The 4,601-nt window shown below is 67.7% G+C and carries 3 protein-coding genes; 1 reads left to right on the top strand and 2 read right to left on the bottom strand.

Annotated features, from left to right (window positions below; genetic code table 11):
• Window positions 1-1,280: hypothetical protein (locus tag WA965_RS22375; protein WP_526448088.1), on the bottom strand; the 1,280-nt coding region annotated here is incomplete at its 3' end.
• A gap of 137 nt (window positions 1,281-1,417) precedes the next feature.
• Window positions 1,418-2,800, bottom strand: a complete 1,383-nt coding sequence (locus tag WA965_RS22380; protein ID WP_526299823.1) for an acyl-CoA dehydrogenase family protein — start codon at window positions 2,798-2,800, stop codon at window positions 1,418-1,420.
• 107 nt (window positions 2,801-2,907) lie between these two features.
• On the opposite strand from WA965_RS22380, the gene WA965_RS22385 reads away from it, so the two are divergent.
• A complete protein-coding gene (locus WA965_RS22385; RefSeq protein ID WP_526299821.1) occupies window positions 2,908-4,518 on the top strand; it encodes an AMP-binding protein in 1,611 nt (536 codons plus the stop codon).
• Window positions 4,519-4,601: the final 83 nt, after the last annotated feature.

Below are 4,601 nucleotides of genomic sequence, written 5' to 3' on the forward strand. Positions count from 1 at the left end.
TCGTAGCGCAGTCCGTTGGCGGCGGCCGCACCGATGGCGACCACCGTCAGCGCGACCAGGCTGACGCTGACGGCACGCCGGGGCAGTCGCCGGCCGGTCAGGACCATGCCCACCATCGCGCCGCACGCACCGGTCAGGACGGCCACCGGCACCGCCATCGCCAGTGCTTCCGGCCAGATGCTCGTCGGCCACGGCAGGTGGTAGACCGAGTTGACCCACAGCGATTCCAGCCACAGGCCCAGGGTCGCGATACCCAGGCCGGCGACCAGACCCAGCACGACCGGTCGTTTGAGCAGCGGGGTCAGCGCCAGGAGTTCGACGACGACCGCCGCCCCCAGATAGAGCGGGAACCAGTTGATCGGGGCATCGAGAACCGGGCCGACGATCAGTGCGACCGCGCCCCGCAACCCGATCGCGATGCCGGCGGCGATCAGGGCGGCGCCGCGGCCCATGAAGATCCGGGCCGCCACCAGCGCCAGGGCTGCCGCCGCGGCGATCAGCATCGGCTGGAACACCTGGCGGAACTGCGGCACCCCGAAGTCGAATTCGATCTGGTAGACCGACGCGCCGATCAGCACACCGGCGAAGGCCAGGTACTGGACCAGCTTGAGACCGATGCCGTCTTTCGGGACGTCGTCGGTGCGGGCCCGCCGACCCTCGTGCTCGAGGTAGAGCGCGGCCAGTGTCGAGAAGCCTGCGCCGCCGATCATCATCAGGTGGGTGGGTCCCCACAGCGTCACATCCTGGCCGAAGATGCGGTGCCAGACGTCGTCGAGGGGGAAACCGAGCAGGGCGTAGAGGCCGCAACCCGCCATCACGATGCCGCCGACCGGGGCGTGCCAGTCGTCGGTGATGCGGACAGCGGACGGACCGGGCTTGTCGAAGGGCAGGACCATCGCGGTGCAGCCCGCGACGAAGATGCCGAACAGGCCGATGAGGATGAAGTAGTGCGCCGGGTTGGCCAGCGCGCCGTCGTCGCGGCCGTTGCCGATGTGCAGGCTGACGTCCCAGATGAAGCCGAACAGCGCGCAGATGATCGACGAGACGAACATCGCGATGGGCAGTGCCACCCACGGCGGGCGTTTGAACCGGCGCCCGGACCAGTCGGCCAGCGACGTCAGCCAGGTGATCTTGTGATTGCGGTGCAGATAGCCGATCCACAGCAGCACAGCCGTGACGACCGCCCCGGCGACCGATAGCCCGAAGATCTCGCTGAGCGCTGCGCCGCCGCCCTCGTCGCCCTGTGCCAGCACCGAGAGTTGTTGCTGAGCGAACTCCATCGTGTCCCCACCCGCCGTTTGCCAGAGCCTTATGTGACTGGCGAGTAATATTGCCAGAACGCACCCAGGTGAAACCAGGGGTACCGGGTAAATCTATCTCCGCGGCGGGCCGGATCTATTTCCGCAGCGGGCTGGATCTATTTCCGCGGCGGACGTAGCACCTTCATCGCCAGCCCCATGACGGGCGCCGGGACGCGGTCCTTCATCGACAGCGCGGAGTTGGCCACCCGGGTGCGCACCGGGGTGCCGCGGCCCAGCACCCGGTTGAGCGGCCCCCCGGTCGGCTCGAGGTCGAAGTGCATCGGCGGCTTCCCGTCCGCGGCGCCGAGGGCGTTGGAGATGACGATGCGCCGGATCTCGCTGGTGCCCTCGAAGATGGTGTAGAGCTTGGCGTCTCGGTACCACTTCTCGACGGGGTGATCCTTGATGTATCCCCAGCCGCCCATCGTCTGGATGGCCCGTTCGGTGGCGCGGACCGCCACCTCGCTGGCGGCCAGTTTGGACATCGACCCCTCGCCCCGCTCGAACGGGACACCAGTGGCGGCCATCCACGAAGCCCGCCAGGTCAGCAGGCGCGCGCCGTCGATGGAGGTGGCGAGGTCGGCCAGCGGGAATGCGATGCCCTGATTGTCGATGATCGGTGCGCCGAAGGCTTCCCGCCGGTTCGCGTACTCTGTGGCGTATTCCACTGCGGCCCTTGCAATTCCGAGTGCCTGCGCGGCGACCATCGGGCGGGTCTGCTCGAAGGTGCCCATGGTGGCCGAGCCGGAGTGTCTCGCGCCCGCGACGGCCTCGCGAGCGCGGGCCAGCTTGTGCTCGAGCTTGTCCTGCCCGCCGAGCAGATGATCGGCGGGCACGCGGACGCTGTTGAGTTTCAACTCGGCGGTGTGCGAGGCGCGGCAGCCGAGTTTGTCGAGCTTGCGGACCATGTCCAGGCCCGGGGTTCCGCCGGGAACGATGAACAGTGCCTGCCCGCGATGGCCCAGATCGTCGTCCACCACCGCATTGACCACGTGGACGTTGGCGATGCCGCCGTTGCCGATCCACATCTTGTGACCGTCGATGATCCAGTCGTCCCCATCCCGGTGCGCCCGGGTGCGCAGGTTGCGGACGTCGCTGCCGCCCTCGGGTTCGGAGATCGCCAGGGCGGCCAGCTTGAGATCGCCGGGGGTGCCGAAGCACTCCGGCGCCCACTGCAGCATCTGTTCGGGGGAGGCCGCCTGCCCGATCGCCGACAGCGCCAGGGCGGGCATCACCACAGCCAGTCCGATGCCGGCGCAACCCCAGAACAGTTCTTCCATGAACATCGGCAGTGACAGTCCGGTCGGGTCGCCGATCAGGTCGCGGTAGAACAGCGGACTGTAAAAGCCCTGGGCAGCTGCCTCTTCCAGGACGGGCCACGGGAATTCCTGGCGCTCGTCGTACTCGGCGGCGACCGGGCGGACCACCTGCTCGGCGAACTCGTGGGCGCGGCGCGCCAGATCGTGCTGCGCCGCGGTCGGCGTCAGGTCGAAGGTCACAGGGCCACCACCGGGATCGACATTCGAACCATCACCACCTTCAATCGGCCTAGGGTTGTTTCAGTACCCAGACCGGTCGAGAAATCCACGGTGGAGGAATGCAGCAGATGCTGTCGTACACGTCCGGAGTCGACCAGCCGGCCCTGTTGACCGACACGATCGGCGCCAATCTGGCGGGCACCGTCGAGCGTTTCGGCGACCGCGACGCGCTAGTCGAATGCACCACCGGGCGTCGGTGGACCTACTCCGAATTCCACGAGGCCACCCGGCGCATCGCGACCGCGCTGCTGCAGCGTGGTGTCGGCCCCGGCGACCGGGTCGGCATCTGGTCACCCAACACCGCCGAGTGGGCACTCATCCAGTACGCCACCGCGCAGATCGGTGCCATCCTCGTCACCGTCAACCCGGCCTACCGGACCGACGAGCTGCAGTACGTGCTCAACCAGTCGTCGATCTCGATGGTGCTGTCGGCGGCGTCGTTCAAGACCTCCGACTACGTCGCGATGCTCGAGTCGGTGCGCGGCAGCTGTCCGCAGCTCGACTCGGTCGTCATCGTCGGATCGCCGGAATGGTCGGCGATCGCCGGGACCGACATCGACGCCGGTGCACTGGCCGACGTGCAGGCGGGTCTGCGCGCGTCGGATCCGATCAACATCCAGTACACGTCGGGAACCACCGGATTTCCCAAGGGCGCCACGCTGACCCACACCAACATCCTCAACAACGGCTATCTCGTCGGGGAGGGCCTCGGGTACACCGAGGCGGACCGGGTCTGCATCCCGGTGCCGTTCTATCACTGCTTCGGCATGGTGATGGGCAATCTGGCGTGCACCACACACGGCGCTGCCATGGTCATCCCCGCGCCGGGTTTCGATCCGGAGGAGAGCCTCAAAGCTGTTGCGACACAGTGCTGTACATCGCTGTACGGGGTCCCCACGATGTTCATCGCGGAACTGTCGCTGCCGAATTTCGACACCTTCGACCTGTCGAGCCTGCGCACCGGGATCATGGCGGGATCGCCCTGCCCGGAGCAGGTGATGCGCAACGTCATCGATCGGATGCACATGCGTGAGGTGGCGATCTGCTACGGCATGACCGAGACCTCGCCGGTGTCCACGCAGACGCTGCCGACGGACTCGCTGGACCGCCGCGTCAGCACCGTCGGCCGGGTCGGACCGCACCTGGAGATCCAGATCATCGACGAGGCAGGCGACCAGGTGCCGCGGGGCACCCCCGGGGAACTGTGCACGCGCGGCTACAGCGTGATGGCCGGCTACTGGGACGATCCCGCCAAGACCGCCGAGGCCATCGACGCCGATGGGTGGATGCACACCGGCGACATTGCGGTGATGGACGACGAGGGCTACCTCAGTGTCACCGGGCGCATCAAGGACATGGTGATCCGCGGCGGCGAGAACATCTATCCGCGCGAGGTCGAGGAGTTCCTCTACACCCACCCTGACATCGTCGACGCCCAGGTCGTGGGAGTGCGGGACGAGAGGTACGGCGAGGAACTGATGGTGTGGATCCGGGTCGCCGAGGGAGCGCAGCCGCCCACCGCCGACAATCTGCGCGACTTCTGCGCCGGGCGGATCGCGCACCAGAAGATCCCGCGCTATGTGCAGGTCATCGACGAGTTCCCGATGACCGTGACCGGCAAGGTGCGCAAGGTCGACCTGCGTGCCCGCGGAGAGGAACTCCTCGGCGGTGCCGGGTGAGGATCGCCGCGCTGCGGCTTCGCCAACGGGACGGCAGGACGTGCGGTCCCAGCGTGGCCGTCGTCGCGGGCGCGTTGCTGGAC

This window comes from Mycobacterium sp. (assembly GCF_049683935.1).
Taxonomy (GTDB): domain Bacteria; phylum Actinomycetota; class Actinomycetes; order Mycobacteriales; family Mycobacteriaceae; genus Mycobacterium.